Origin of the sequence: Arcanobacterium phocae, from assembly GCF_900105865.1 — a bacterium.
GTDB classification, from domain to species: Bacteria; Actinomycetota; Actinomycetes; order Actinomycetales; family Actinomycetaceae; genus Arcanobacterium; species Arcanobacterium phocae.
Genome location: NZ_LT629804.1, coordinates 267056 through 291118 on the forward strand (window position 1 = coordinate 267056; position 24063 = coordinate 291118).

At 50.5% G+C, this 24063-nt stretch carries 21 protein-coding genes; 5 read left to right on the plus strand and 16 right to left on the minus strand.

From position 1 onward, the window contains the following. Nucleotides 1–87 precede the first annotated feature (87 nt). Both BLT51_RS01175 and BLT51_RS01180 read right to left on the minus strand, forming a co-directional pair. Nucleotides 88–987: a phosphoribosylaminoimidazolesuccinocarboxamide synthase gene (locus BLT51_RS01175; RefSeq protein WP_091278894.1), complete on the minus strand. Its 900-nt coding sequence runs from the start codon at nucleotides 985–987 to the stop codon at nucleotides 88–90. Nucleotides 988–1138: 151 nt separating this feature from the next. Further along, nucleotides 1139–2989, minus strand: coding sequence for a phosphoenolpyruvate carboxykinase (GTP) (locus tag BLT51_RS01180; RefSeq protein ID WP_172801288.1), 1851 nt, complete (start codon nucleotides 2987–2989; stop codon nucleotides 1139–1141). Between the two features lie 334 nt (nucleotides 2990–3323). Between BLT51_RS01180 and BLT51_RS01185 the strand changes: the two genes are divergently transcribed. The 3 genes from BLT51_RS01185 to BLT51_RS01195 all read left to right on the plus strand — a co-directional run bounded on the left by BLT51_RS01185 (nucleotide 3324) and on the right by BLT51_RS01195 (nucleotide 5716). Then, entirely contained in the window at nucleotides 3324–4190 is an 867-nt protein-coding gene (locus tag BLT51_RS01185) for a hypothetical protein (protein ID WP_091278895.1), read from the plus strand. Nucleotides 4191–4320: 130 nt separating this feature from the next. Then, nucleotides 4321–5289: a hypothetical protein gene (locus BLT51_RS01190; protein ID WP_157672845.1), complete on the plus strand. Its 969-nt coding sequence runs from the start codon at nucleotides 4321–4323 to the stop codon at nucleotides 5287–5289. Beyond that, a complete protein-coding gene (locus BLT51_RS01195) occupies nucleotides 5276–5716 on the plus strand; it encodes a hypothetical protein (protein WP_091278901.1) in 441 nt (146 codons plus the stop codon). Before BLT51_RS01190 ends, BLT51_RS01195 begins: the two co-directional genes overlap by 14 nt. A gap of 66 nt (nucleotides 5717–5782) precedes the next feature. Here BLT51_RS01195 and BLT51_RS01200 read toward each other — a convergent pair whose 3' ends face one another. From BLT51_RS01200 to fbaA, 7 genes are all read right to left on the minus strand, one after another. After that, complete coding sequence (locus tag BLT51_RS01200) at nucleotides 5783–6694, minus strand: carbohydrate ABC transporter permease (protein WP_091278903.1); 912 nt, start codon at nucleotides 6692–6694, stop codon at nucleotides 5783–5785. Continuing rightward, nucleotides 6694–7644: a carbohydrate ABC transporter permease gene (locus BLT51_RS01205; protein ID WP_091278906.1), complete on the minus strand. Its 951-nt coding sequence runs from the start codon at nucleotides 7642–7644 to the stop codon at nucleotides 6694–6696. Before BLT51_RS01205 ends, BLT51_RS01200 begins: the two co-directional genes overlap by 1 nt. Before the next feature lie 68 nt (nucleotides 7645–7712). Beyond that, on the minus strand, nucleotides 7713–9035 hold the full coding sequence (locus tag BLT51_RS01210; RefSeq protein ID WP_091278909.1) for an ABC transporter substrate-binding protein: 1323 nt from the start codon (nucleotides 9033–9035) through the stop codon (nucleotides 7713–7715). A gap of 129 nt (nucleotides 9036–9164) precedes the next feature. Further along, nucleotides 9165–10652 (minus strand): glycoside hydrolase family 5 protein, encoded by a 1488-nt coding sequence (locus BLT51_RS01215; protein ID WP_091278912.1) that lies wholly within the window; start codon nucleotides 10650–10652, stop codon nucleotides 9165–9167. A gap of 56 nt (nucleotides 10653–10708) precedes the next feature. Beyond that, a complete protein-coding gene (locus BLT51_RS01220; RefSeq protein WP_091278915.1) occupies nucleotides 10709–13729 on the minus strand; it encodes a glycoside hydrolase family 2 TIM barrel-domain containing protein in 3021 nt (1006 codons plus the stop codon). Further along, a complete protein-coding gene (locus BLT51_RS01225) occupies nucleotides 13726–15381 on the minus strand; it encodes a DUF4091 domain-containing protein (protein WP_157672846.1) in 1656 nt (551 codons plus the stop codon). Before BLT51_RS01225 ends, BLT51_RS01220 begins: the two co-directional genes overlap by 4 nt. 247 nt (nucleotides 15382–15628) lie before the next feature. Further along, nucleotides 15629–16651, minus strand: coding sequence for a class II fructose-bisphosphate aldolase (gene fbaA, locus BLT51_RS01230; RefSeq protein ID WP_091278922.1), 1023 nt, complete (start codon nucleotides 16649–16651; stop codon nucleotides 15629–15631). Between the two features lie 333 nt (nucleotides 16652–16984). Here fbaA and BLT51_RS01235 point away from each other — a divergent pair, with 333 nt between their 5' ends. Next, nucleotides 16985–17779 (plus strand): type IV toxin-antitoxin system AbiEi family antitoxin domain-containing protein, encoded by a 795-nt coding sequence (locus BLT51_RS01235; RefSeq protein ID WP_091278925.1) that lies wholly within the window; start codon nucleotides 16985–16987, stop codon nucleotides 17777–17779. 91 nt (nucleotides 17780–17870) lie between these two features. Here BLT51_RS01235 and BLT51_RS01240 read toward each other — a convergent pair whose 3' ends face one another. Both BLT51_RS01240 and BLT51_RS01245 read right to left on the minus strand, forming a co-directional pair. Next, on the minus strand, nucleotides 17871–18500 hold the full coding sequence (locus BLT51_RS01240; protein ID WP_231943991.1) for a TrmH family RNA methyltransferase: 630 nt from the start codon (nucleotides 18498–18500) through the stop codon (nucleotides 17871–17873). Nucleotides 18501–18579: 79 nt separating this feature from the next. Continuing rightward, a complete protein-coding gene (locus BLT51_RS01245; RefSeq protein WP_091278929.1) occupies nucleotides 18580–19083 on the minus strand; it encodes a hypothetical protein in 504 nt (167 codons plus the stop codon). Nucleotides 19084–19217: 134 nt separating this feature from the next. On the opposite strand from BLT51_RS01245, the gene BLT51_RS01250 reads away from it, so the two are divergent. Beyond that, nucleotides 19218–21644 carry a DNA cytosine methyltransferase gene (locus tag BLT51_RS01250; RefSeq protein ID WP_091278931.1) on the plus strand — a complete coding sequence of 809 codons (2427 nt, stop codon included), beginning with the start codon at nucleotides 19218–19220 and terminating at the stop codon, nucleotides 21642–21644. 128 nt (nucleotides 21645–21772) lie between these two features. Here BLT51_RS01250 and BLT51_RS09445 read toward each other — a convergent pair whose 3' ends face one another. From BLT51_RS09445 to BLT51_RS09185, 5 genes are all read right to left on the minus strand, one after another. After that, entirely contained in the window at nucleotides 21773–21982 is a 210-nt protein-coding gene (locus BLT51_RS09445) for an integrase core domain-containing protein (RefSeq protein ID WP_091278933.1), read from the minus strand. Between the two features lie 23 nt (nucleotides 21983–22005). Further along, the gene (locus BLT51_RS01260; protein ID WP_157672847.1) at nucleotides 22006–22218 is read right to left on the minus strand and encodes an integrase core domain-containing protein; all 213 of its coding nucleotides are present in this window, start codon (nucleotides 22216–22218) and stop codon (nucleotides 22006–22008) included. A 224-nt stretch (nucleotides 22219–22442) separates the two neighbouring features. After that, nucleotides 22443–22778, minus strand: coding sequence for an IS3 family transposase (locus BLT51_RS09450; protein ID WP_407922099.1), 336 nt, complete (start codon nucleotides 22776–22778; stop codon nucleotides 22443–22445). Nucleotides 22779–22872: 94 nt separating this feature from the next. Beyond that, nucleotides 22873–22995: a hypothetical protein gene (locus BLT51_RS09375; RefSeq protein WP_269456645.1), complete on the minus strand. Its 123-nt coding sequence runs from the start codon at nucleotides 22993–22995 to the stop codon at nucleotides 22873–22875. A gap of 106 nt (nucleotides 22996–23101) precedes the next feature. Beyond that, nucleotides 23102–23245 carry a hypothetical protein gene (locus BLT51_RS09185; RefSeq protein ID WP_172801289.1) on the minus strand — a complete coding sequence of 48 codons (144 nt, stop codon included), beginning with the start codon at nucleotides 23243–23245 and terminating at the stop codon, nucleotides 23102–23104. Nucleotides 23246–24063: the final 818 nt, after the last annotated feature.

Consider the following 24063-nt stretch of genomic DNA (forward strand, 5'->3'; position numbering starts at 1 on the left):
CGCAGATGCATATTTCGAAAAGGACGAACGCCAACTTTCTACTAATCGTCTCATTCTGTGTGCGTGGTATGCGCCACGTGCAAGACGCTATTTCGTCTCAGTGAGCATCTTTACTACAGTTTGATAACGTTCCAGCGTTGCAGTAACGAGGTGATGTGGCAACGGCGGAGGTGGAGTTCCGGCATTACGATCCCAACCAGTACTAGCCAACCACCGGCGCACAAATTGCTTCCCCATTGCCGTTTGCGACCGCCCTGGAACATAGTCATCTTTTAACCACAAAGTTGCAGAGTCCGGGGTGAGAACTTCGTCCGCCAAAATAATTTCATGGTCGCCAGCGTCAGCAGATGAGCCAAACTCAAGCTTGCATGTCGCCAGAACGATCCCAGTTTCCATACATACTTCATGACCACGCTCATATATTGCTAACGATATACGACGAATTAAACGTGCCGCATCCGCACCAACAATGTAGGAGAACTCATCGAAAGTGATGTCAACATCGTCAGCTTCGACGGCACCCTTGCGCGCCGGCAAGAAAATCGGTGACGGTAATCTGTCACCCTCACGTAAACCTGCCGGCAATTCGATGCCGTTGACTGTGCCCGTTTTCTGATATTCATCGAGCATAGTGTCAGTCATATATCCAGCAACCGTGCATTCGACTGGGTACATGCGGAGGCGACGGACGATCATGGCTCGTCCTGCCACCTCAGCCGGTACCTGTGCTCCCGTGAAATGATTGTGGACTATATCGTCAAGCCGCTCAAACCACCACATCGCAAGCGTAGTGAGTAGTTTACCTTTCCCCGGAATAACAGTTGGGACAACGCGGTCTTGTACCGAGATTCGATCAGAAGCAACAACAAGCATGGTCTCATTACCAGCATGCCACTGCTGGTCAACTGGAATATACATGTCATGTACCTTGCCAGCATAAATACGTGACCAGCCAGGAATCGACATGCTACCTGCAAACGGCTTCATTGTTCCTCCTCCGTTGGATTGAACTCTCTATATTTTATCGTCTAGCGTTCATGAGTTTCTACGGGTGGGAGAATCAATTTCATATTGTGGACGCAAAAATGTGGCTCGGGAAAACCCGAGCCACATTTTTTAGCTTAGTGCTTAACTAGATTCAGTTCTTAGCAGCTGCGATGCGCTCACGGAGAGCTGCGAGCTCGTCCATAAGAGCTTCTGGAACGCTGTCACCGAACTTAGCGAAGTACTCTTCAGTCTCGACTGTTTCAGCTTCCCAAGCTTCTGGATCGAGGGTGTACATTGCCTCCCAATCAGCTTCGGAAACGCCGGAGCCTTCAAGGTTGAAGTCTTCACGCTTCGGGTAGAGACCAGTCATACCCTCAACAGCTTCAACTTCGCCAGCAACGCGACGAACGATCCAGTCAAGAACGCGAGAGTTATCGCCGAATCCTGGCCAGAGGAACTTGCCGTTAGCATCCTTGCGGAACCAGTTGACCTGGTAGACCTTCGGGAACTTCTCGCCAAGCTCTTCTTGCATTTCGAGCCAGTGACCCCAGTAGTCAGCCATGTTGTAGCCGCAGAATGGGAGCATTGCGAATGGATCGTGGCGGAGTGCGCCAGCCTTGACGTCAAGAGCTGCAGCGGTAACTTCGGAAGAAACGTTTGCACCAATGAAGACACCGTGAGCTGGGGTGTACTGCTCAGCAACGAGTGGAACGTTGTTTGCACGACGGCCACCGAAGAGGATTGCGTCAACTGCAACGCCTTCTGGAGCTTCCCAATCAGGGCAAATGATTGGGCACTGAGAAGCCGGAGTGGTGAAGCGGGAGTTCGGGTGAGCTGCTGGCTCGCCGGACTCTGGGGTCCAGTCATTGCCGTGCCAGTCAATCAAGTGATCTGGGGTCTCGCCATCGATGCCTTCCCACCAAACATCGCCGTCGTCGGTCAATGCGACGTTGGTGAAGATGGTGTTTGCACGCATGGTGTCCATAGCCATTGGGTTGGTCTTGTAGGAGGTACCTGGGGCAACACCGAAGAAGCCAGCCTCTGGGTTGATGGCGCGTAGGCGGCCATCTTCACCTGGGCGCATCCATGCGATGTCGTCACCGACGGTCTCAACCTTGTAGCCAGCAATGGTTGGCTGGAGCATAGCGAGGTTGGTCTTACCACAGGCTGATGGGAATGCAGCTGTCACGTGGAACTGACGACCAGTCTTTTCGTTGGTGAGGCGAAGGATGAGCATGTGCTCAGCCATCCAGGTATCGCGACGAGCCATGGTCGAAGCAATACGAAGAGCGAAACACTTCTTACCAAGAAGTGCGTTACCGCCGTAACCAGAACCGAAGGACCAGATTTCGTTGGACTCCGGGAAGTGGGTAATGTACTTCTCATCGTTGCATGGCCACGTGGTATCTTCCTGACCCTCTTCCAAAGGTGCACCAACAGAGTGAACTGCTGGGACCCACTGCTTACCTTCAGCGATAAGCTCAAGAGCCTTGATGCCCATGCGGGTCATGATACGCATGTTAACAACAACGTATGGGGAGTCAGTAAGCTCGATACCTAGCTGAGAAATCGGACCACCCAATGGACCCATGGAGAATGGAATGACGTACATGGTACGACCGTGCATTGCACCGCGGAAAACACCCTTCTCACCAATGAGGGTTTCCTTCATTTCCTTTGGATCTGCCCAATGGTTGGTTGGACCTGCATCTTCTTCCTTCTCGGAGCAGATGAAGGTACGGGACTCAACACGAGCCACGTCCGATGGAAGCGAACGAGCGAGGAAGGAGTTCGGACGCTTCTCTGGGTTCAAACGGGTGAACATTCCTGATTCAACCATCATCGAAGTGAGGCGATCCCATTCTTCCTGAGATCCATCAACCCACTCAATGTTCTTTGGCTCGGTCAGGTTAGCTACCTTGGTAACCCACTCGACCAAATCGGCCGGGGCAACCGATGGTGCTCCTTCGCGAACAGCCTCAATAGTGTACATGTCAGTCATCCTTTTTCCTCCTAGAGTTGGCGACGACGAATGGTTTTTATGCCAATAACTATGCTACCGGGATAGCGACGTTTTTACTGGGACTATCGGACCCGAGCATTCACAAATATCCAGATCATTCTCTTTAAAAGACTGCTATATCGCAATTTCCTAAATGTTAGGCAAACCTACTCATGTTCGCTGAGAGACGATGAGTGACACAACGCACTATCGCCGGTTAACAATGTATCGACGCACTTAGGTCACCTCTTTGCTTCCGATATTTTGTTATCACACTAGCCGTGAACGCCGTTGTTCCCTAGAATCACTTATAAAACGTTGAAAAGGAATTCCTATGACCTCATATCCGCTAAAGAAGTTAGCTCTTTTTGCACTTGCTACGACAGCTACCATATCGCTCAGTGCATGCCATGTTGACCTCGGCGTCGGCATTCATCCCGATGGAAACGTCAACTCAGTTGTTGAATTACACGACGACGACGGAAAACTCGCCGCTCTGGGTGCTGGAGATAGTTGCGATGACCTTCTAACCGCGATCAAGAGCCAAGTTCCAGGTGGATCTGGCGAAGTCAAGGTGAAGGATATAAGCGCCGATGGCCATCTCGGTTGCCGCTTCACTGCCGAATCAGAGAAGAGTGCTATCGACGGCAAAAACCTCAAGGAAACCGATGACACATTTATCTTTTCCACCGAAGATACCAGTCAGCAGGTACCTCCAGCTCAACTAAGCATGCTTGAAAGCATGGGGACTTTCACCTTAACCATTGCGATGCCCGGCGATATCATTAAAGCTGAAGGGGCCGAAATTAACGGCAACGTGGCAACATATAAGTCATTGAGCACAATCGTTAAGGGCATTACTGTTGAGGGCCATAAAGAAGGCACTGGTTCACTAGACGATGCAAAGATTGGGCAAAATTCTGGAACTCCACTATGGATCTGGATCGTTGCTGGAGTTGGCATCGTCGTCGTTATTGGCGCGTTGGTCTTCCTGCTTATCCGTAAGAAGCCAACTACTGAGCTAACACCGGCTCCGTACCATAATCCAGACGCGCCGATGATGCCTACTTCCGCCACACCAGCTGAACCGACTCAGCCGGCGGACTTAGCCCAGCCAACCGTTGACGACATTAACGCAGAAGCATTATCTGAACCTGAAATGCAAGCTGGTAATCACGACGACGAACCGCAACTGCGATAACTATTCGTCCCACTAAATTATGACCCTAGCGGATGGTCTCCACGGCTATATAACCTCTGGGGTCATAATTTTAAGCCGGTAACTATAGTAGACTTTTTGACAATACGTATATCAAATTCGAAAGGCCGATATGAGACTGCCACGGAAGATAGCAACATACGCAACCATAGCTGTACTTGCCCTGACCTTAGGCGCCTGCCATGTGGACGCCGGCGCTGGGATCCATGAAGACGGAACAGCCACCATTGCAATGGAATTCCATGATCAATACGGCCTTCTTGGCCAAGAAAACATTTCTTCATGCGACGATTTCGCTAATCAAGTCATTGCCGAAGCACGCAAAAGCCCAGAAGTCGCACAGCTCCCCGCCGGTGCGCTAGATGAAGCTATAGAACATCTGGATGTGGCCGAAGTGCCGTCCAAAGATGGCCTCGGCTGCCGGATCAGTTTTGAAACCCCAGAATCGGTTATCGACGGTAACAAGATCACCGAAACTGATTCAACATATATCATCGACATGCGCGAAGATACTTCTGACGAGATTCCGGCAGAAGCAAAAATGCTAATGGACATCGTTGATGCACGCATTATTGTGGCTATGCCAGGAAAAATCATCAAGGCTGACGGCGCAACAATTGATGGGAACCGGGCAATCTACGAAAGTCTTGAGCCAATTATCAAGAATGGCATCTATGTTGAAGGGGAAAAGGCCGGTAACGCTGACTTCAGCAACCTTTTCGCACCAGTCGGTGCAGCCTCAGTTATGCCACTGTGGGCATGGATTGCTATTGGAGTTGCGATCATCGCAGCCATTGCACTACTCGTATTCTTCCTGGTCCGCAAGAAAGAACCCGAGCAGGTTACCGATTTTCCTGAGTACGGTTTCACACCACAATACGACCCAAACGTAGCATCACCTACTCCGATGCCATCCGAGCAGCCAACAATTCCGACTCAGACGACGTCGCATACTCAGCCTTCGGCACCTGCAACACCACCAGCACAGCCGATTATGCCGATGCAATCACATCCTGAGACGGCAGCACCACAATCAACTCCACTACCACATCCTCAGGATCCTGAAGATGAGCTCAAGTAATCCGCATGCGATGCGTGATGCCGTCGCTCTTGGCCTTGGCATCACCATCTACTATGCAAGTCCAGATTTTATTCGTTCCCGGCCAATGCGATTCGTAGTGAAAACATTGTCCTGCGCTATACCTGCTACTTTCCAGATAACATCAGAAAAAGCAAAAACTAGCATAATTTCAGATGCTGATCTGAAAGATTCAAATGTTGATCTGAAAGATTCAGACCAGCACCAAGTTAAGCCCCATATGCTGGCAATTGGCGGCGCACTGGTTGCCGGTTCTCTCGGCATGTCGATCCTCACTGAACGTGCGATCTTCCGGCGTGGAGAGCGCCGTCGTGCTGAAGGTAAACGCCTTGCTCACTCCCAGCTCGCACTGGTGGGTGGAATATCTGCTGGAATTGTCAGCTACCTGAGCGATCGCTTCGACGACTAACAGCTAAATAGCAAAGTGGTGGCCACGAACTTTTGTTCGCGGCCACCACTTTATATCTGCGAGTTATCAGCCCTTGACCGAACCAGCTGCCAAGCCAGACTGCCAGTACTTCTGCAACGCAAGGAAGAGAACAATCAGTGGGAGAACTCCCAACAGCGCACCTAACATCACAGCACCCTTTTCTGGGGCAAAGTAGCTCATCATGCCGTACAAGCCAAGAGTTACCGGCTTAATTTCATCAGCCGTCACCATCATCAACGGCAACAGGAAGTTGTTCCACGTTCCTACAAAAATAAAGAGGAAAATCGTCACCATCGCCGGTGCTAAAAGCCGCAACACCATCGTAAAGAAAATGCGAGCTTCGCTAGCGCCGTCGATTCGCGCAGCTTCGATGAGCTCCGTTGGCACAGATGTCTGAGCATAGACGCGGCCCAAGAACACGCCAAATGGGCTCACACAAGCTGGAATGATAATCGCCCACATTGTATTGGTGATTCCGATGTGGTGGAAAATAATATAGAGCGGGATAGTGAGGAGGGCCGCTGGCATGAGCAGGCCAGACATAATCACGCCCATCGTAATTCCTTTGCCAGGAAAGTTAAACTTAGCGGTTGCGTATCCTGCCATCACAGAAATGAGTGTGCCAACTACCCCAGCAACCGTGGAGTAGAGTAACGAATTCAATACCCACCGCCAAAACATTCCGCGCGTCCACACCATCAGCGTCTCGTGATTCTTCAGCAGATTAAAATCGTCGAACCATAATCCATTTGTGGACACGAGTTGAGAATTCGTCTTCGTGGATGCCACAATCACCCAATAGACCGGGAACAAGAAGTACACGAGCGCAAGAAACAGGATAGCTCTGGTGATCCAGCGAGCCACAGCAGACGGTGCGATAGAACGAGCTGGGATCCCTTCACGTGATGGAACATACTCGGTTCCGTCACTGAGCATACATTTTGCTACTTTTGACATTAGTCATTCACCTTCCGCTCGATCAACGCATAGGCCACAGCTAAGCTACCCGCAATCACTGCCATCACAATAGAAGTCGCGGCTGCCGGACCATCACCAGATGGGGTAATCTGCCCAACCATAGTGTTGTAAGCCATCATCATTGGAGTGTAGTCAGCACCCATCCACCGGTTCACAGTGGACAAAACAGCTGGTTCGTTAAACAGTTGGATCGTCCCCACAATTGAGAGAAGGACGGACAGCAGCACTGCCCCTCGAACCATTGGAACCTTCACCTTTGTGACTACTTGGAACCCAGTAGCTCCATCAAGCCGGGCTGCTTCCTCAAGCTCAGTTGGAATCGCCTGTAGCGCTGCGAGGAAGATCAGCATATTATAGCCGGTATAGGTCCAAGTAGTCATATTTGCCATCGAGAAGAAAATGAGATTCTTGCTCATCAAATTAACGTCTAGTCCCAACCAGTTCAACAGCGAAATAAGTGGTGAGATTTCTGGAGTGTAGATGTAGAGCCAGATGATTGCCGCTACGATGCCTGGGATGGCGAATGGTAGAAAGTAGCCGAGCCGATATACCGCAACGTGGCGAACTAGCAGCGAGTCGAGAACAAGTGCCAACGCCAAGCCTATAAAAATCATAACGGGGACCTGGATGAGGGTATAGAGAATTACTCGCATAATTCCCATCCAGAATCTCTCATTGGCCACGGTGTTGTAGTAGTTATCTAAACCAACGAATTCCTTGACGAGTTCGCTTCCGCCGTAGAGTCCGCCGCCGTCGGAGACTTCTTGGAAGAACGACGAATATATTGATGCTCCAATCGGTAGTAGAAAAACCAACGAGAAACCGATAACGAATGGGAGCATGAAGATCCAACCAGTTAGGGCTTCATGGCGCTCTCGCCTGCGTCTGCCTCTTTTTCTTGAGCTATCGATGTCTACTGTGTTTGTCATAGTGTGCCTCAATATAAATTCCTTGTAGTTCTCAACCAATCACGTCTCTTTCGGCGGCGGATCACCCACTATTCGACTACTGGTAGTTTGAGATTCTTAAGCGTCTTCACCGATTCTTCTTGAGCTGCCGCGAAAATATCGGCAATCTTGCCCTTGGAATCAATGACGTTCGCTGCCGTATCAACCATCTTTTGGCCTACCGCAGAGAATCCTGGGATGTACTGGAAGTCAGGGTTCAAGCCCTGGTTTGCCTTGGCAAGCTCGGTGAAAACGTCTTGTCCACCAAACTGACGCTTAATCTTTTCTGGAGTAGTCACGTCTCCCTTAGCTGCAACAACAAGGCCTTGTGTTGCAAGATCTGCCGTCTGGGTATTGAACCAGTTGTTGAACTCCATTGCCTCGTCGATGTGCTTGCAGCCCTTCATCACGGCAACACCAGATCCACCGTCAGGGCCGGTCTTCACGCCTTCACCGAAATCTGGTAGTAGAGCTACTCGCCAAGTACCTTCAGCATCTTCGGGAACAACTGGGTCAAGCATAAAACCAGCTTCCCAAGCTGCACCGATGTTTCCAATAACCTTCTTATCGGTCAATGCCTTAGTGTATGCATCATCCCAGCGGTTAATCGTGGTGACTGCCTTGGCATCGATGAGTTCTTGCCAGAAGTTAGCTACTACCTCAGATCCCTTGTTTTGAGTATTGATCTTCCACTTATCATTTTCGGTAGTGAACCACGCATCGCCTACAGCGGCAGCCTGTGCTGAAAGCCAGTGAGCGGCTTCATCGGGTTCGAAATTCAAAATGTACTTGCCTTGTTCCGCTGCCTTCTTAGCAGTTTCTTTCAGCTCATCGAGCGTAGTTGGCACGGACAACCCGAGAGCATCGAATTCTGCCTTGTCATAGAAGTAGACGAGCGGGCCGGTATCTTGCGGTAAACCTACAAGCTTTCCACCGGCTGCCATCTGGCCGTACGCACCGGAGAAGTTGTCCTTGTACTTTTCTGCCTGCTTGGTGACGTCTTCAACCATACCCTTCACGAATGCTTCTGGGACCTCAGAGTATCCGAGCTGTGCTAAACATGGGGCGGTATCGGTTGCCACATCCTTTTCGAGCTTCTGGAATAGATCTGCAGCTTTACCATCGAATTTGGTTGCCTTGACTGTCATATCCGGGTGATCTTTGTTCCATCGATCTACGATTTCTTGAACTTTGACCATGCCTTCACCATCTGGCAAACGATGGACGTACTCAAGTGTGGCTTCTGTTTTTCCGTCTTCGCCGGACGATGCTTTTCCAGCCGAGTCCGATGAGCAACCAGCAAGACCGGCTGCTGCGAGTGAAACAGTTGCCAAAACGGCAGCAACTTTGCTGCGATGCGACAGTGTTGTCATAATTTTTCTCCCCTTTGAGTTCACAATGACTGTTCTGCTTGCCATTACACTATACCGCTGTTCACTAAAAAGTGAATCCGATAATATGACACTTTCCTTGTCAATAACAATTCACAGTGCGCAAGCTACTTATTTAGTCCGTTTTACCCAGACTTCCTTGTACTGTGTAAAATTTCCAGCGTTAATTGTCAGTATTTTTTCTTCAGGACTAAATCCAACGATTGTTGCCCCCTCAACACGGATATCATCAATCGCCGACGCCCATGGAACCTGGATTTCGGTATTGCGCCCATCACCACGTTCAAAATAGATTCCACACCCATCAGCCAATGGTTCTTGGGAATCTAAGAAGCCGCCTACCACCGTGGCATAACATGTTGCCAATAAGTCGTGCGTATTGCGATTATGGCCGTTTTCATCCCAGGGCCCCCATTGTCCGCGATCAGAGGAGTAATAAAATGTCGAAGCTCCCATCATCCCTAAACGCCATTGGGCATATTTGACGTATTCCAGCCCACCCGGTTTGTCAGTGTTGAGTCCATATTCGCCGACGACGACGGGCACAGTCGTCCCGTCTGATGAGAGATCTTTAGCTTGTTGACGAACATTGGCTTGCCACAATCGCATTGCCCCTTTAATTGCAAGTGCTGACCATTGCGGCATCCCGCCCTCTTCGGTACCAAGCATGTACATGTGCGGAGCATAACCGATCTTTGGTTTTCCTTGGCGCGGGTCTGGAATATATGGCAGGTGCGTTCCCAGTCCCTGATTTGCCCCTAAGGCAACTGGTTCTAGGAAAATCCAGGTATCGTTATCCGTTTCGCGAATTGCGTTAATAACCCGCGTGTAAAGATCAGCTAGCGGCCCTTGTTCCAACGTTGCTGGAAAGGATTTACCTGCGAATGGTTCATTCATCAGATCGTAGCCAAAAACTCCCGGGTGATGCGCAAAACGATGAGCAACATGAGCCCACATTTTGGCATAATGATCCATTAATTCAGGATGCTTGCCCGTGTGGTTCCAAAAATTATCGAATGCTCGAATAACACCTTTTTCGAGATAATACATAGCCCAGTTATCATGTTTATTTACTGGTAACCCGTCAGTATAGGTAGCCCACACCGGAGCACCATTTCCAACACCAGGAATATCAGCTACACCCGGCCCATAAAGGTCTTGATGCATGTCTAACAAAACAGTCATGCCATGAGAGTTATAGGTGTTGACTAGGTTCTCTACTCGATCAAGATAGGTATCATCGTACACACCTGGTTCAGGCTCTACACATCTCCACTGCATCAATAGTCTTACCGCGTTACTACTAAGTTCGCCGCGTTCCCGAGCAATATCAGTTTCGTAGTATTCCGGCATACAGTCTTTTGCTACTTTCGTCGAACCATGCGTATTGAGTCCACGAAGAATCACTTGCCGACCATCAGACGTTGTCAAATATGATCCACCATCACCTCCCTTACCAAATGTTTCTAATATCGACTTAGCTTGTTCGCCCGTCGATAGCACATCTTCCTCATTCGCATATGCAGCTTCTGGTAGCAACGATGCTCCCATAGCGAATCCAATCACTAACGCTGCAAGTTTCCTCCACGTCAGTCTCATTCCCTACTCCTTCCCTTTCTCTAAGCGCCGTTGCTTAGAATGTGTGAGATGAGAAATCATCGAGTATGTCGTTTTATATCTAACGAGATAGTCACCGCCCGTGGTGTCCATGCGTGTTGCGGGTAGACATCTGGACCGCATGTGCGCGAACCTAAACCATGTTGACCACCATCAAGATATAGATGCCAGAATCCATCGTTTGCTTCCAGCTCGTACGGGTGGCGCGCGGCCGTAAGTGCGAACTCGTCCTGCTCATGCAGACTAAATGACGGATAGTAATCGGAATACTCCGGCAAACTGATATGCGGATAAGCATGGAGAGTTACCCCATACGAGCCATAGCTCAAGGCCAGCTCACGCATCCCAATTCGCGTCCCGTTTTCTTGCGGAACCGAGTACTCAAATTCTAGGTCTTGCGGTTCAGCAGCAAAGCGCCCCAGTGTCACTGCTTGGCGAGAATCCGAATATGCTTCACCAGGTCCATATCCGTACCATGAGACATGTTCTGGCCGCGGGATAGCAACATGAATTCCGGTCCGTGGCCACGAGCCCCGCCAGCTAGCTGACGGCAACACGTCCGCGGACAACCGGACGACTGGTTCGCCGTCGACAACGCCCCATTCCCAGCGCCACGTGACGTTCACCCTGGCTTGGGACTGATCACTCGCCCAGACTTCTTCGCGCACATATCGTCCACTGTACTCATCGCCCGAAAGCTCAGTATGCCATTCGTGACATACCATCTTATCCAGTCCTGCAGCACGCCACAGATCTGCCGACGACGGCGCACCTTCCAAGCCGGCACCAAACGTCTTCCCTGGGCTTGCCAAACTAAATGACCCAAACCCACGCGATTCATCGTTATCCGTTGGCGCCCGCCATAACGACGGCCGAATATCAGCAACCGGAAGCTCAAGAACACGAATCAGCCGATCGCCGTCGAGCTCCACGAGCGGTTCTGTTGCGGGGTCAATCATGCCCCCAACCGGATACCGCAACGGTTGGACCTGGGGGCGAATCTGGGTACGGCTCACCTCCCAGCCTTCTTCTTCCCACGAGTTGCCAGGGACTGGAATCTCATTGCGACACGAGACCAGATCAATCACGGCTTGCGGCGAAATAGCGTCATTTTCCCATGCGATTGTTTCGCGTTCGCCGGGTGCAACATCATGCTCTAACACCCCTAAACACGTATCGCCAACATAAACACGAGTCGTAAGAATGCTCGAACGTTGCGCATGGTATCGGTTACGAATATCAACAATCAGCCGGCCTGCTTCTGCCCGAGCAACCAACTTAACCGGGGTGTACACGGCCTTGAGCTCCGCAAGCGCCGGTGAGGGAACGCCGTCGGACCGAACTAACCCGTCCATCACGAAATTCGAATCGTGCGTGCGCTCCCCAAAATCACCACCGTACCCGAAGTATTCCTGGCCGTTATCCCAGGTACGCAAGCCGTGGTCGCGCCACTCCCAGACGAAACCGCCATGATACTGCTCGTAGCGCTCAATACACTCGTCATAGTCGATCAACGCACCCGGGCCATTTCCCATCGCATGAGCATATTCGCAGTTAATCAACGGGAACTGATGCACATGACCCCACACTGCCACATCGGAAATCGGTACGTCACCACCAGGAGAACACATGGCGTGAATCTGTTCGATCGGCAAATACATTCGGGAATGAATATCGGTGATTCGGCCGTCGTAATCGCCTTCATAGTGGATCGGACGCGACGGGTCCTCTCGGCGAATCAGGGCCGCCGACCGAGCCATATTCTCCCCATACCCCGACTCATTCCCGAGCGACCAGAAAATAATCGACGGATGGTTGTAATCGCGCGAAACCGTCCGCAAGGCACGATCCTCATAAACGCCTCGCCACTGCGGAGAATCAGACGGGTTACCAGCCCAGTCAGCAAACACAAATCCATGAGTTTCCAAATCAACTTCGCACACAACCCAGAAACCAAATTCATCTGCCAGATCGTAAAAACGTGGATCGTGAGGATAATGGGCGGTCCGGATCGCGTTGATATTGTGCCGTTTCATCATAGTTAGATCCCGGCGGAGCTGGTCTGGATCGAAAGCACGACCCTTATCCGGATGCGTTTCGTGGCGATTGACGCCACGCAATTCCAGCTTCTTTCCGTTGAGCAGGATGCGTGGCCGTTCTCCACGGAACACCTCAACCCGGCGGAATCCCACCCGGATCGTCCGGGTATCTAGTGAGTTGGTCAGCGTGATCGGATACAAGTGTGGCGCATCCGGGCTCCACGGCAACGCCGATTCGACGACGACGCTCTCCCATCGGCCGGTTCGTAACACATGCTCGTGGTCTCCGATGCGGCAAGTGTAAGTATCGCCGTCGGACTCCACCCGGATATGTAACGTGCACACGCCGGTGTGTGGATCATAGTCCCCGTGAACGCGGGCATCGCGGAAACTTCCCGCGCGTTCCACATAAAAATCAACGTCACGGAAAATGCCGGCCAGCCACCACTGGTCTTGATCCTCGATATAGCTCATCGCCGACCACTGACTCACAACCACTGAAATTGTGTTTGTGCCTTCGCGGATAGCCGAAGAAATATCGACTTCGTGCATCAACCGCGACCCACGCAAGGTAGCAACCAAAACATCATTGACCCGAACCTGCGCAATAGACTCAGCACCAAGGAACCGAATAATTGCGCGCCCGCCTGCAGTCACGTCAGCGAATGCTTGGGCGGAAACGTTGAACGTTCGCACATGTTCCCCGGTGGGATTATCGTGCGGCACGTGCGGCGGGTTGAGTGCAAACGGGAACTTTTGGTTAGTGTAGATCGGCTTGCCTCGTGTCCACAGCAACCGCCCGGCGTCGTCGCGTTCGGAACTGAACACCCAATGGCACGGTAACGTGATGGTCTCCCACGGGAGGGAATCATCTAGCTGGGCTGTGGGGTGGAGCCGGAAACGCCATTCTCCGTTGAGCGAGATATGATGCGGATAGTCGGTGGCCGGACGCCATGTGCGCGGAGGAACTAGGAAGCCAGTGGAGGCAGAAATTTCTTCGATATGTTGTGGCGTGCTCATAGTTCCTTCACTTTTTCTTGTAGCTTGGCGTCAATAGCAGAGTTGAGGCGCTCTCGACGCCGGATCAGTTCCTGTTCCGAAACCCAGCCACTCGCATAATCAAGGGTCTGGTCCGGATCAATAATGCCAAGTACCGCAGCGCGCCCCATCAGGGTTTCCGCGAATTGGCAGACGGCTAGATCTTGGAAGCCGGCGCCCACCATGCGGTGCCGCAGGCTTTCCCAAACTTCACCGTTCGGCGCAGGGTAAACAATGAACGCGTCACCGGAGATGAATCCGCCGCCGGCGTCGTTTTCCCAGAACGGATCGACATACCCGGTGGACAGCTGCGTGTTATAAAAATTGTATCCCCACTGTAAAAATCCGCGAGCGCCAGACTTGTAGAGCTGGAAGCCGAGATAACGGTGGCGGATCGGGCGTTGGGCGATGTATTGATTGGCAAGTTTCGTTTCTTGGCATACGCAGTAGTAGACCCATTCTGGTTCGATACCGCCGGCACGGAACTTGTCGATTGCGTCCGTGGCAACAACGGCAGTATCCACAAGTTCGTGGTAAGCCACGTCAGATAGCGCATCGATGACACGGCAACCCTCGAGCAGGTCAAGCACTTGGGCGCGAGCTGCAACATACGTGTCCACATTATTTTCGGCTGGCTCATCTGAAATATGGAAGTAGAGCGAGTCAGGATCCATATGTTCGCTCAAGAAACTACGCACAAAAGGAATAAGTTGTTCGAGGAATGCGCGGTATTCGGGCGCGGTAGCAGGAGTGTCCCAGCCGAAAGCTGGCTGAACCTCTTGGCCCTGCCGAATATAGAATTGTGCGCAGGCTTTCGCTCCCCACTGGGTGAAAATATGCGGGATTTCAATAGCGCTAAACCCATGCTTTTTCAGCAAGCCGAGCCAGCGCACCGCCCGTACCGTATCGAATACATACTCTCCGGTTTCGGTACGGGTAATGTCTAAGAGTTGGGTTGACATCCGGCGTTTGCCGGGGGCGGTATCAAGCGGCGGGGTCCACAGTGGAATGAGTAAACAGTTGATATGCATCCGCCGTGCGGCAATCATCTGGTTTTCGATCACCTGCCAGTGTTCGTCACTCCACACCGGCACGTGAGCCGTATGCGCTAAGGAATCGCAATGGAACCAGCGGGTGTTGACGATATCTGGTTCTGGAACTGTGGCCGGTATCGTTGTCACCTCTATTGTTGGTAGCACGGTCTCACCTACTTTTACCGTGATATGGGTGCCCGGGTCAGTGACACTCACCCACACACTATTCCAACCCTGGTGACGTTGTTGGACGAAACAGCTCCATTCGGAGCCGTCCGCGCTATTAGTCTTTTTGGTCTCCACTGGACGCAAAACATCTGGCATAAGATCTGGGCGAGAGACGAGATAACCATCGTCGTCCCCCATAAAAAACGGGGTAGATACCGGAACAAGCATGGTTTCTTCGCAGCGAACGGTTGCTAAATCACCAGCGGAAATGGTGATCGTGGTTTCGATTCGGTCAATGCCATGGGGTGGCTCATGCCAGGCAATCTGAAACTGGAAAGGTTCATTGCTGAACCGAGTACGCGAAAGTTCAGCCGGGCGCGGGCGTTGCGTAGGAAGAATCTTCGTTAGTTCGTCAACAATGAGGGCCTCCATGGCCAGCCTCCTCAAGCTCTGAGCCTGATAATAGTTGGGAAACATCATTGTTCCCGTTCTGGTACTCCGCATATTTTATTATTCACATCTATATTTATGCAAACGTTCACCGTCACACGTAGCATAGACAAACAGCGACATATTGCGGATAATCGACATGTATAAAAGGCGGACACCCGCTTGGGGTGCCCGCCTTCAAGCCTATGTGCACACTTAACGCAGCATGCTAGGCGTTGACGCAGCTAGATCAGCGCATCTTGGTTCCCACGGAACCGAGGCGCTCACATGCTTCAACGACGCGCGCAGCCATGCCAGCCTCAGCAGCCTTACCCCACGAACGTGGATCGTACTGCTTCTTGTTACCGACTTCGCCGTCGATCTTAAGAACGCCGTCGAAGTTGCGCATCATCCACTCAGCAACTGGGCGGGTGAATGCGTACTGAGTGTCGGTGTCAACGTTCATCTTGATAACGCCGTTGCGGACTGCGGTTGCGATTTCTTCTGCGGTTGAGCCGGAGCCGCCGTGCATGACGAGATCAAATGGGGATTCCTTGCCGACCTTCTTGCCAACTTCTTCCTGAATCTCACCGAGGAGTTCTGGACGAAGCTTGACGAAGCCTGGCTTGTATGCGCCGTGAACGTTACCGAAGGTAAGAGCAGTGATGTAACGGCCCTTTTCACCAAGACCAAGAGCTTCAATGGTCTTCATACCATCTTCAGCAGTGGTGTAGAGCTTTTCGTTGATTTCGCCAACAACGCCGTCTTCTTCGCCGCCAACAGCACCGATTTCAACTTCAAGGATGGTGTTTGCTTTGACAGCAAGATCGAGCATTTCTTTAGCAATCTCGAGGTTCTCAGCAAGTGGAATAGCCGAACCATCCCACATGTGGGACTGGAAGAATGGGAGGCGACCAGCCTTGACTTCTTCAGCTTCGAGCTCCATAAGTGGGCGAATCCAGGAATCGATGTTCTGCTTTGCACAGTGATCGGTGTGCAGTGCAATGTTGACATCGTAGTTCTTCGCGATTTCGCGAGCGTAAGCTGCCATTGCGAGGGAGCCGGCAACGCGGTCCTTCACAGTTGAACCTGACCAGTACTCTGCACCGCCAACGGAAACCTGAATAATACCGTCAGACTCTGCCTCAGCAAAGCCACGGATAGCAGCGGTTAGCGTCTGAGATGACGTAACGTTAATTGCTGGGTATGCGAACTTGCCGGCCTTAGCGCGGTCAAGCATTTCGTTGTAAACCTCTGGGGTTGCAATTGCCACGGGAATACTCCTCTTGTAGTGGTTAGAACAGTTCTATTATCGCACTATTCGTGCCCACATGTTAAGCCCTCAGTCCCGTTCGTGAAATATTGTGCATTACCGCAAATCGCGTTCAGTTTTATACTGATTTTTCCAAGGTTCACTGGAGCCATGCTTTGGCGTTTGTAGTACCTGTGCATTCAGTTTGCATACCTGCGGATATTTGCTGAATTTTCACCGTTTTATGCGCAAAATGCAAACTCTGTGCTCACGTCAACAAATAGCGCGCAGAGCAATCTAAGCCTTGTGGAAAACTTTCCGCATGACATACGGAATTTAATAGACAATGAAGGAATGTCTGGTATCTTTACCTATCAACAATTAAGAACAGCTGGCTACTCTCGCCGAGCAATCAACCATCTCGTGCATAGTGGCGTGCTCTCGCGATTTACTCGTGGCTGGTTCGCAGACCAAACTGCAGACCAATCTGAGGTTCGAGCTATCGCATCGGGTGGCAGGCTGACATGCATTTCCGCATGTCGGTTATTCCCGCTGTGGACACCACCGGCAGCGTCCGATTGCCTCCATATTGCTTATCATCCTCGCCGAGGGAATATAAAAATGCCAGCACAAGCAGTATGTCACCGGCAATTTTTCGCCGCAGACCAGGTCCGGCTCGATCTCCCCGAAATCATATCTATCGTGTTCCGTTGTTGTTCATCCGAGACTTCCCTCATCATCGCTGAATCGGCAGTCAACAACCGACTTCTCTCAGTTGATGAGGTCTCCGTTCTTATTGAACAGCTGCCTACCAGAACTCACAACAAGCTTCTAAGCTTCTCACCCTCCGCACAATCAGGGAGCGAAACTCGAGTCCGACTTTTCCTTGAAGGTCATCATTTTTCAGTGATTCCGCAGGCGTATATTCCCGAAGTAGGATTTGTTGATTTACTGGTTAACCGGCGAATCATAATTGAATGTGATGGCCGGCAGTATCACGTGTCAGAGAGTACATTTGAAAACGACCACCGGCGTGATCTAGCTGCTCAGGATGCCGGCTATCGCGTAGTTCGCCTGTCATACCGACAAATCTGGTACGAATGGCCGCAGACTCAGCAGAAGTTGTTGACTATTTTGAGGCGCCGGTAAAAACACCCCCGTACACACAGTTTGCATTTTTGCACCGGCAACCGGAATTTCGGCGATTACCTGTCGAATATGCAAACTGAATGTACAGTCGTTAAAGTACAGGCCGGCTTTCTGGCACTGGAATCGCATCCGGCCCGTGCTGCATAATCCACATATGCATGGCAATTGCCGCTGCCGCCGCAACATTCATGGACCGCGTGGAACCAAACTGCGGAATATAGACGGCTGAATCGGCGGCCGCCAGCAGTTCGGCGCTCAAGCCGTTAGATTCTTGCCCGAAGATCAGGAGTGCATTTTCAGGTAGTGGCGTGGTGGCGATCGGGGTTGAGCCGTCCATATTGTCTACTGCAACGAGCACATAATCGTTGTCCCGCGCCCACTGTTTTAGGCTTTCGACGTCTGCGTGGTGATGGACGTTGAGGTAGCGATCAGTAACGAGTGCGCCGCGTCGGTTCCAGCGTTTGCGGCCAACAATATGGACGCCGCTGACGTTGAAGGCGTTGCCGGTGCGCACGATGGATCCGATGTTGAGGTCGTGTTCGAGGTTTTCGATCGCGATGTGGAGTTTGGTGGAGTGGCGTGCGAGGTCCTCGCGGATTGCTTCGACGCTCCAGTAGCGGTATTTGTCAACGACGTTGCGTTTGTCTCCGTTTGCGAGGAGTTCTGGATCGTAGCGCGGATCGTCTGGGAGCGGACCTTCCCATGGGCCGACGCCGGTGATTCCGCCTGGTTTTTCGCCGTTTCCCCAAAAGTCGAATGCTTCGTCGTTGGTTGCGTCGGGGGTTGGCTGGGTTGGGGTTTCACTCACGGTGGTCTCCACTATGTAGGGTTGTAGGCTGATATGCGGCGAGTCCGGTTCCGATGAGTGCGGCCCGTGTTTCTACCGGGATGCGCGGTTCGGTTGCGGTTTCGTCGTCAAAAAGTGTGATCGCAACGGCGGTGCGTCCGCTTGCCTCTGGGCCGAGGAGTTCGCCGTTTTCGGTGACGACGACGTCGTAGGCGAGCCCGCGTGAGGCGGCTGCGTGTTGGATCGCGAGCGCGAGCGCTAGATTTTCGGGTGCAACCGTAAGGATTTCGATGTCGAGCGGGCCGTAGCCGTTTTCTTCAAGCAGGTCGAGCATGACGTGGCCGGCGAGGATCGCGCCGTCGTAGCTGAGGAGCAGGGCGCGCAGCTCGCGGGCTTGCTGTGCGATTCCGGCTGGATCGTACTGGGCAGATGATGGCATCGACTCGGGAGCTACCTTGGCGATGATAGGCCGAAGCAACTCAGCTAATGCACTCTTTTGCGGATCATTACTAAACACGGTGGTTAGTATATCCCCTCTCCTATAATGTCGTTCACTTTTACGATCAACTCTTATTCCTTACCTCAATCTATTATGAAGGAAAATTCTATGCATATTATCGATTTCTTCCTTCTTCATATACACTTATTAACATGAACTCTAAATCTCCAATTAACTCATACATTAGTCTTTTCAGCTCAGGTGGCATCGGCGATATCGGCTTCCGTGACGAAGAGTTCTTTTGTGTTGCTTCAGCAGAACTCTTGTCACGCAGGATAGAAGTTCAGCGCATAAATAAAATAGCGGAAGAAAGCCGCTTAATTTGCGGAGATTTAATGCAACCTGGCCATTTCAAAAAAGTACTCCGTTTAGCATCAGAGTTCACACAGGCTGAACAGCAGCCAATTACCACAATTATTGCGACTCCTCCCTGCCAAGGAATGTCAGTTGCCAATCACAAGAAGAAGAATGAACTAGCGAGAAATTCACTAGTCGTGCGCTCAATTGAAATAATACGAGCTATCCAACCCTTGACTTTCGTCTTCGAAAATGTTCCAGCTTTTATGAAGACCACATGCACTGGAACAGACGGTATCGAAAGAACAATTGGTCAAGAAATCGAAAAAGAGCTTGGGGGAGAATACGAGTACTATTCCACGGTTTTGCAATTTAGCGAATTCGGCTCTCCATCGAGCAGGAAAAGATCTCTCACAATCGGCGTACGGAATGATGTAACTTGGGTAACTCCATTAGATCTATTTCCCCAACAAAGAAAGCCAAAGACTCTGAAAGAAGTCATTGGGCATCTTCCCTCACTAGAGATTATGGGAGAATGCTCTAGTAATGATCTCCTTCACGCATTCCGCCCGTACGAGCAGCGCATGCGCCCTTGGATATCAGATCTTAAACCTGGGCAATCTGCGTTCGACAATGTAGATCCGCGCCTACGTCCCCACCGGATAATTGACGGTCAGATTGTGCCAAACGCACAGAAAAATGGTGACAAGTATAAGCGTCTTCGGTGGGATTCAATACCACCTTGTGTTCACACACGGAACGACATTCTAGCAAGTCAAAACACAATTCACCCAGAAGATGACCGTGTATTTAGCATAAGAGAACTGATGCTAATGATGGGGGTCCCTGAGGACTTCAGCTGGTTCGAAGGTCAAAAGGAGGCTCAAACCAGGTTAGACGTTGAGTCACTAAAGAAACATGCAATCAATATTCGACAGTGCCTAGGGGAAGCGATTCCGGTTCCTATAACACAAGCTATTGCAAAGAATATTAAGATAGCACTGACTTCACTGTTAACATTCAGTAAACAACAGCCCAAACGATCAGCTAATATAAGTAGCGCTACACCGGCACAAAAAGCTGCATATTTCCACATTAGCGAACAGAAAAAGAAGCAATTTTCTGCATACTATACAGAACCTCTAGTTGCCTTTTCAGTAATAAAACGCGCCTTGGAAAACAAAAAAATAGGAAAAAGAGGACTGCGTGTTCTAGAACCGTCTGCAGGAACAGGTGTCTTTGTGCACACACTTAGCAGCTTTGCCGTCTTTAACGATATCGAACTAATTGCGTATGAATTAGATACTGAAATATACCCCAGACTATTAGAATCAGTTCACGCAAGTAATAACTTTTCCAAAATAGCCATCCATAACGAAGATTTTCTATCTGCAAATTGTGAAAGTACCGTTGATCTGATTATCGGTAATCCTCCTTTTGGAAGGAAAAAAACTGAGAAGGAAAGTCTCTGGAATGACGAGCCAGAGCTGTCAGTTCGATTCTTAAATAAGGCACTATCGATGTGCAAATCGGTGAACTTCATTTTACCAAAGTCCATACTTCACGCAGCCTACTACCGGAAAACTCGAGAAATGATTTCGAAGTCCTCAAGTGTTTCGCACATTCTAGACTTCGGTGAATTCACATTCCCAGGGGTTAAAATTGAAACTTTAGGCCTTTGTGTGACGGATCAGAAAAAAGATAGTCGGAATAGCACTACAAAAATTAAGTCATGGATTCAAAATTCCTCCATCGAAAAGCCGTCTCTCTATGTGATGGATGATCATTTTCCCACATGGACGATCTACCGTAATGATAGTTTCGATAACCTTATTCAGAGACTTCAGCTCGGTGCTTTTATGGCTTGGAGAGATCGACGAATTAGTAGAAAATTTGCTTCCGCCACAGGTACTAAAGTGATCCGCGGTAAAAATATCGCAAATGGTGGGAATCTTTCGCCAGCAAAAGGAGATTATCTTATTAAACCTGAACTAGCAGCTCCAATCAGGAACACGATAGATGCACTTCCTGGGAACACGAAGCTTCTAGTGCCAAATCTAACCTACAAACCTCGAGCAACTCTTTATTCTCCAGATTCCGGCATTCCTGAAGGGAGCTGTGCAGTCCTTTATGGGGATCTAGAAAACTCTCAGATACAATCGTTTATTGAATTTTCATCCAGCAAGGAATTTGAAGAATTTTATAGAATTGCATGTAATAGAGCAACCAGATCGATAAACATCGACTCCTGCTTAGTATTTTGGTGGGGCGTACCCTCCTAAAATGTCTTGGAGTGGTCTAGTTTTTAGGTCCAGTTGGCTTAAGAGTTGACCGTGTTTTCCTGTTTGCATTGTTCCGCATATTGTCGTGGGCTAAGGTAGCCTATCGAGGAACGCGGATGGAAGTTATTTCAGCGCCGTGACCAGTGAGCCACCAACGTTTGGGCGTGTTCTAAGTTCTCGATGCAATTATCTTCAAAGAGCTCGTCTCTCATTCGATTGTGAAACGATTCAACAAACCCGTTATGCCAAGGCTGGCCAGGTGGAATAATCGCCTGAAGCGTCTGATCCTCACCAGCCCATTCATGTAAGACTTGAGAGATAAATTCAAGGTCCGTTATCTGAAGTGTACCGGGTTTTCTTCCTAGGCTTTTGCCCTGGTTGGTGTTTGTATTTTCTGTGTTGTGTTAACGGTGTACCAGTAATCGTTTTCAACTTCGAGCGGTGTGCGGTAGTCGAGTGCTTGATGTAGCCGTGTCTTATTCCACCAACTTACCCATTCAAAAGTAGCGATTTCCACTTCGAGTACGTCTTGCCATGTACGAGGATGAATAAGCTCGTTATTTATAACAACCATTGACATTCCCAGCTAAAGCATTATCGTAGCTATCACCCACGCTACCTGTCGAGGGAATAATCCCTCCCCTGTGCTAGGTGCTCGTTATACACAATCGAAACGTACAGAGAACCATGCTCACCATGATCTACTAGCCCGCACCTCCTTCGCACAAGCAATTACTTGGTTTAACGCCTGGTAAAGCCTGGGTTCGCATAGAATCCAACAACCCCCACCCCACGATCTTACGGCTGAAAACATCCACAACAAAAGCCGCATACACAAACCCCTGACGTGTTCGACCATACGTAATATCGCCCCACCCATAACTGGCCGGGTTTAACGGCACAGAAATGACGATTAACTAAATCAAGACGAGTATCTTCACATCTTCTTGGCCGACTCACCACCGAGGATCGGCCTATACCTTTGCCTGACAACCCGGCTAAACGCATAAGCCTAGCTATTTGTTCACGCCCAATCATGATCCAGGCACACCCTAAAGCACGCCACATCTTACCCACCCCATACACACCATAATTCGAGACATGAATATCCACGCATAATCCCCACAAGATCATTATCGCGTCTGGCTCGAGCGCTTAACGGAACCGACCTGGCATAACGATAGCCACGAAAGGTAATGAATCCTCCCTCACGATGCTTAATTCAACGTCACGCACATGAAACACGACATGCGAAACGATCCTTATGTTCATCAATAAACGCAATCATTTCCCAACGCCCACGAGCCAAGTTCGGACGCGAAAAAAGCTGACGCAGCTTATCTGACCTCATTCGTATCACGTAGCTCCTGGAATTCTCGGCCCAGCCGAGCATTTACCGTAATAACCTCTTCTTGAGCCCGCTTAACCCCACCCGAACGCCGTGATTGTTGAACCCATTAACGCCCCGAGTGCCACGAAACCCCAAGTTTGGGTGCCACAACCTGGTACGCAGCACTAATAGTTAGTCCCTCTGCAAGGATCCTATCTACGATAAGCCCGACCACCCGATCCTTAGCATCCGAAACAAATTTCTTTGACATGATAAACATTTCCCCATCTTCTCAAACGCAAGAAAACCTGGGACACTTCAATCCAACCGGATCACCCGTGGCCTGCCACCATGTTCGAGTCAGGCCAGATCGAGTAACTCGATGACCGAAGTCGCATCACGTCTATCATCGACAACGAAAGCAACATGTTCACGGATATATTCCTCAATGATGTTACACATCTTGATCATCTCCCCACACCGGGCCTGAATCACACTGGAAAACATGCGCCCACACGTCTTTAGGGGTATTAACCGGGAGAACCTCACGATGATCTATACCAGTTAAACACTTACGTTTCTTCCTGGGTGCTGCACTCAGACTTTCCTGGCGCCAGATTCGGAAGAAGGTTTCCCGACATACTCCATATCCTTGTGCTAGGGCTGTAATCTAGACACGCCGGTTACCCCACCGGCGATGATCCTTGAGCAAATGCGTGCATCCACTAGCACAAGGGAGGATACTTAACAGATTTGCTATCGTAGCATCTTGCATGCCGTTAAGCACTGCCTGAGAGCACAACAATGTGCCAGGCAAGTCTTTGGCAATAACCCAACTCGATCAGATACCATATTGCATCGTGGCAACAAGCTGGGCTTAAAAGTTTCCCTCTGACAATTCCATCCACGCTGCTTTTCCAGCTCCTCCTGGCCTAGCAGGCGCTTCAAGCGCGAGTTCTCCTCGCGTAAGCGCTGGAGTTCTTTAGCCTCACACCTAGTCATTGACCCGTAGGTAGCCTGCCACCGATTTAGCCTCGCTTACCTAATTTCCTGTCCGGTCAGGATCTGGGCCATACTCGCCCCACCTTC

Excerpts from the sequence above, each read along its gene's own strand:
- BLT51_RS01235 (WP_091278925.1), top strand. The coding sequence starts at position 16,985 with ATGTCTGGTATCTTTACCTATCAACAATTAAGAACAGCTGGCTACTCT.
- BLT51_RS01190 (WP_157672845.1), top strand. The coding sequence starts at position 4,321 with ATGAGACTGCCACGGAAGATAGCAACATACGCAACCATAGCTGTACTT.
- BLT51_RS09185 (WP_172801289.1), bottom strand. The coding sequence starts at position 23,245 with ATGTCAAAGAAATTTGTTTCGGATGCTAAGGATCGGGTGGTCGGGCTT.
- BLT51_RS01260 (WP_157672847.1), bottom strand. The coding sequence starts at position 22,218 with ATGGTTGTTATAAATAACGAGCTTATTCATCCTCGTACATGGCAAGAC.
- BLT51_RS01210 (WP_091278909.1), bottom strand. The coding sequence starts at position 9,035 with ATGACAACACTGTCGCATCGCAGCAAAGTTGCTGCCGTTTTGGCAACT.
- BLT51_RS01220 (WP_091278915.1), bottom strand. The coding sequence starts at position 13,729 with ATGAGCACGCCACAACATATCGAAGAAATTTCTGCCTCCACTGGCTTC.
- BLT51_RS01200 (WP_091278903.1), bottom strand. The coding sequence starts at position 6,694 with ATGTCAAAAGTAGCAAAATGTATGCTCAGTGACGGAACCGAGTATGTT.
- BLT51_RS01250 (WP_091278931.1), top strand. The coding sequence starts at position 19,218 with ATGAACTCTAAATCTCCAATTAACTCATACATTAGTCTTTTCAGCTCA.
- BLT51_RS01185 (WP_091278895.1), top strand. The coding sequence starts at position 3,324 with ATGACCTCATATCCGCTAAAGAAGTTAGCTCTTTTTGCACTTGCTACG.
- BLT51_RS01225 (WP_157672846.1), bottom strand. The coding sequence starts at position 15,381 with ATGGAGGCCCTCATTGTTGACGAACTAACGAAGATTCTTCCTACGCAA.
- BLT51_RS09450 (WP_407922099.1), bottom strand. The coding sequence starts at position 22,778 with ATGATCTTGTGGGGATTATGCGTGGATATTCATGTCTCGAATTATGGT.
- BLT51_RS01195 (WP_091278901.1), top strand. The coding sequence starts at position 5,276 with ATGAGCTCAAGTAATCCGCATGCGATGCGTGATGCCGTCGCTCTTGGC.
- BLT51_RS01175 (WP_091278894.1), bottom strand. The coding sequence starts at position 987 with ATGAAGCCGTTTGCAGGTAGCATGTCGATTCCTGGCTGGTCACGTATT.
- BLT51_RS09375 (WP_269456645.1), bottom strand. The coding sequence starts at position 22,995 with ATGAGGTCAGATAAGCTGCGTCAGCTTTTTTCGCGTCCGAACTTGGCT.
- BLT51_RS01215 (WP_091278912.1), bottom strand. The coding sequence starts at position 10,652 with ATGAGACTGACGTGGAGGAAACTTGCAGCGTTAGTGATTGGATTCGCT.
- BLT51_RS01205 (WP_091278906.1), bottom strand. The coding sequence starts at position 7,644 with ATGACAAACACAGTAGACATCGATAGCTCAAGAAAAAGAGGCAGACGC.
- BLT51_RS01180 (WP_172801288.1), bottom strand. The coding sequence starts at position 2,989 with ATGACTGACATGTACACTATTGAGGCTGTTCGCGAAGGAGCACCATCG.